A 3,594-nucleotide genomic window follows, 5' to 3' on the forward strand; every position below is an offset into this window, starting at 1 on the left:
ACACGACGCTCTTCCGATCTACATCATCTGTTGATGGATTTATGTTAGGAGAATCTTCTACTGACACATCATTTTCTGTTAGAATGGAAAATATAAGGTATGAGCACTATACAGGAAAAGTTTATTGTCTTACTGTTAAGACTGGTTTATTGTTTACTCGTAGGGATGGTAAGTGTATGTGGTCAGGGAATAGTGGTGTTCCTGATCCTGTTTATATCCCCCTCGAAGGTATTCTAACAAAGCCAGATAATAAGGTTTTGCTGATTGGGAATATGACCAGAAACTCTGGATACTTCTATGATACACATTTTAACAGTGAGCTTAAAAAGGGTTGGAATTTACTGCATTGGGATTCAAGAGAATCTGAGAATGTCGATAAGTCTTACCCAGAATACATGGCAGAGAAGTATGGCGTTGAGTCAAATATCTTCCGTATTCGTGTTGAAGGCAATCCTCCCCTTCAGGATGAAAATACTTTGATTCCGCTGTACGCAGCTGAAATGTGTATTGGGAATGAGATAATGGTGGCTGAAGATGAACCACTTTATCTTGGGGTTGATGTTGCAAGATATGGTGATGATGTGAGTATAGTGCTTCCACGAAGAGGTCTGCAAATCTTTGCTTGGGAGACATTCAGAAAACTTAACACTATTGATCTTGGCGGATTCATCAACCAGACTTACCAAGAACTTGAAGCTAGCGGATGCGCTATAGATGTTATAGGAGTTGGGGCAGGTGTTGCAGATTGGCTGGAGAAGCATAATCTCAAAAACCTGTACCAAGTCAATGTATCCGCTTCTTCAAGTGACCTTACTAAGTATGATAGACTTAGAGATGAGCTTTGGGTAAAGGTAAGAGATAATGTTTTGCTTGGAAAGTACTCTTTTCCAGATGTGAGGGTACATGGGGAAAAGGAGTCGCTTGGTCAGCAACTTGCGAATGAGCTTTCTACTGTCAGATATAAGTTTAATAGCCACGGCGGATATAAGGTGGAAAGCAAAAAAGATCTGAAAGCTCGTGGAATTTCTAGTCCAAATATTGCAGATGCGCTTTGTTTAACTGAGTATTTCCACAATACGTCTACAAGAGTTTTTGCTAAGAAACCAAACGAGGGATTTAAACCAAGAAAGTATTCAAATTTTTCTATATCGTCAAATTCCTGGTTGGGGGTTTAAAATGAGCTTAACTCATGTAAATTCAGTCAAATATAATGAATCAGAAAACCTGTTAACTGTGATTTATGCTGGTGGTAGTGAAGTAGAGTATAGGCCTGTAAACTCGGAGAGTTACGCAGAGTTAATTAAAGGTCAATGTCTAAGTGCTGCTGTTCACCGGATGATCAGAGTACCTAATGTTGTTGGAACTGTAAAACGAAGAGGTCATTAAATGACACAAGAACAAGAAAGAAAAATCTTAAAAGAAGCGCAAGACAGACTTCGTAAAGCTATTGACGATGATGACGAAGATCGAAGACTTGCGAAAGATGATCTTGAGTTTATTGCTATTGAAGGAAAGCAGTGGCCGGATAATATTAAGCAGGAAAGAGTTTCCGAAGGCAGACCTTGTGTAACAATCAATAAGTTACCTATTTATATTGATCAGGTTGTTGGCGACCAGAGGATGAATAGGCCTTCAATTAAGGTTCTGCCTGTTGACGAACAAGCTGATATTGCAGTTGCGAAGCTGTTGAGTGGATGGATTAAGCATGTACAGCAAGTGTCGAAATCTGATATTGCTGTAGATCATGCCTTTGAGCACGCAGTTGCTTGTGGTTATGGCGCACTGAGAGTCGTAACGAAGTATTCATCTGATACAGCATTTGAGCAAGAAGCTTACATTGAGAAAATTGATAATGCGCTGGCAGTTTTTTGGGGCAAGCATTCTGAGTATGATTGCTCTGACGCTATGTATTGCTTTATTATCTCAGATATGGACAAGGATGAGTTCAAAGAAAAGTACGATGTTGAGCCTATGCCTTTCAATGCTGCCAGTGATCAGTTCGTTGAGGGCTGGGTTACAAAGGATACAGTAAGGATCGCTGAGTATTTTGTCAAGGAACCTGTTGAAAAAACTATCTATTTGCTCGAGGGTGGAGCTGTTGTTGATAAACCTAAGACTGGTGATGTTGTTCTGAGAACTAGAAAAGTTCAGTCTTACGATGTCATGTGGTATTTACTGAGTGGTAACAAGGTACTTGACTCGAAAAAATGGCTTGGTAGAAAGTATATACCAGTAGTTCCAGTATGGGGGAAAGAGTTCAACGTAGCTGGCAAGAGAAGAGTTCGTGGTCTGATTAGAAATGCTAAAGATATTCAAAGAATTTACAATTACTGGTATTCTGTTGACACAGAAACTATTGCACTTCAGCCAAAAAGTCCTTACATTTTAACTCCAAAACAAATTGCAGGATATGAAGATCAGTGGAAAGATGCTCATAAGAGAAACTATCCTTATTTGCTTGCTAATGCAGATAAAGATGCCCCCGGCTGGCCGCACAGACAAGCTCCGCCACAAGCTTCCAGTGCATTTACTGAGAAAATCAAAGCAACAGATCAGGAACTTCGCGATGTAACTGGTCTGCAAAAAGCTTCTCTTGGTATGCAGTCTAATGAGAGGAGTGGAGCAGCGATTAGAGAGAGGAAGAAGGAAGGTGATGTTGGGACTTATGCCTTTATTGATAACCTTTCACGTTCACTGGAGCACGTTGGTCGAATTCTTGTGGACATTGCGCCTGTTTTACTGGATACTGAACGAGTTGTAAGGCTTGGTCTTGAAGATGGAGATTTTGCTTTTGATGTAGTTAATGGAAGAAAAGAAGATGGCACTATCTTTAACGACCTTTCAATGGGTAGCTATGATGTGACAGTTACTGTTGGCCCGAGCTTTACAACACAAAGAACAGAAGCAAGGCAGTCAATGCAAGAGTTTATTCAATACTATCCTGATGCTGCTCCAATTATTGGAGATTTGTATGCTAAATCTATGGACTGGCCAGGAGCTGAACAGGTGGCAGAGCGTTTGGTGTTCTTGTTGCCGCCTGAAATTAAGGCGCAGAGGGCTGCAGAGGAAGCTAGACGAAAAGGCGAACCGCCTCCTCAACAGGAACAGCAGCCCGCGCCACCACCAGACCCGCTGGCTCAAGCAAAACTTCAAGAAGAGCAACTGAAATTGCAAGATTTGCAGATTAAACTTCAGCAAGAGCAGGTAAAACTGCAACAGGAACAGGCAAGACTGGAGAAAATGAGGATTGAAACTGAGGTAATGCTTGCGCAATCGAAGGAAAATGTCAAGAAATTGCTTGATGAAATTGAGTCTGAAGGTCAAACTGGGGGTACTTTTATTGAAAACCCTTCTACGTCCCCTAGGAGCTCTGCAGGGCTCACTTCGCCTTTAACAGCAATTCCTGGGCGTGCAAAAGGTGGTGGAGTAAATGCTGATCAGCCTTATGTTGTTGGAGAAATGGGACCTGAGATATTTGTACCTGCGCAGGAATGTCTTATTGTCCCAAATAGTGAGATTGTTGGGACTGATACTGGACTGAAAGCAAGTGAGAGTTTTGGCGCAAGTGAACCCGAAGATCCTTCCGGAGGAAAA

At 41.5% G+C, this 3,594-nt stretch carries 2 protein-coding genes; both read left to right on the forward strand.

All coding sequences use genetic code 11. The annotated features are described in order from the left end of the window. On the forward strand, window positions 1–1,175 hold a 1,175-nt coding region (locus PHU49_15735), incomplete at its 5' end, for a hypothetical protein (protein ID MDD5245460.1). 211 nt (window positions 1,176–1,386) lie between these two features. Next, on the forward strand, window positions 1,387–3,594 hold a 2,208-nt coding region (locus tag PHU49_15740), incomplete at its 3' end, for a portal protein (protein MDD5245461.1).

This window comes from Syntrophorhabdaceae bacterium (genome assembly GCA_028713955.1).
Lineage (GTDB): Bacteria > Desulfobacterota > Syntrophorhabdia > Syntrophorhabdales > Syntrophorhabdaceae > UBA5609.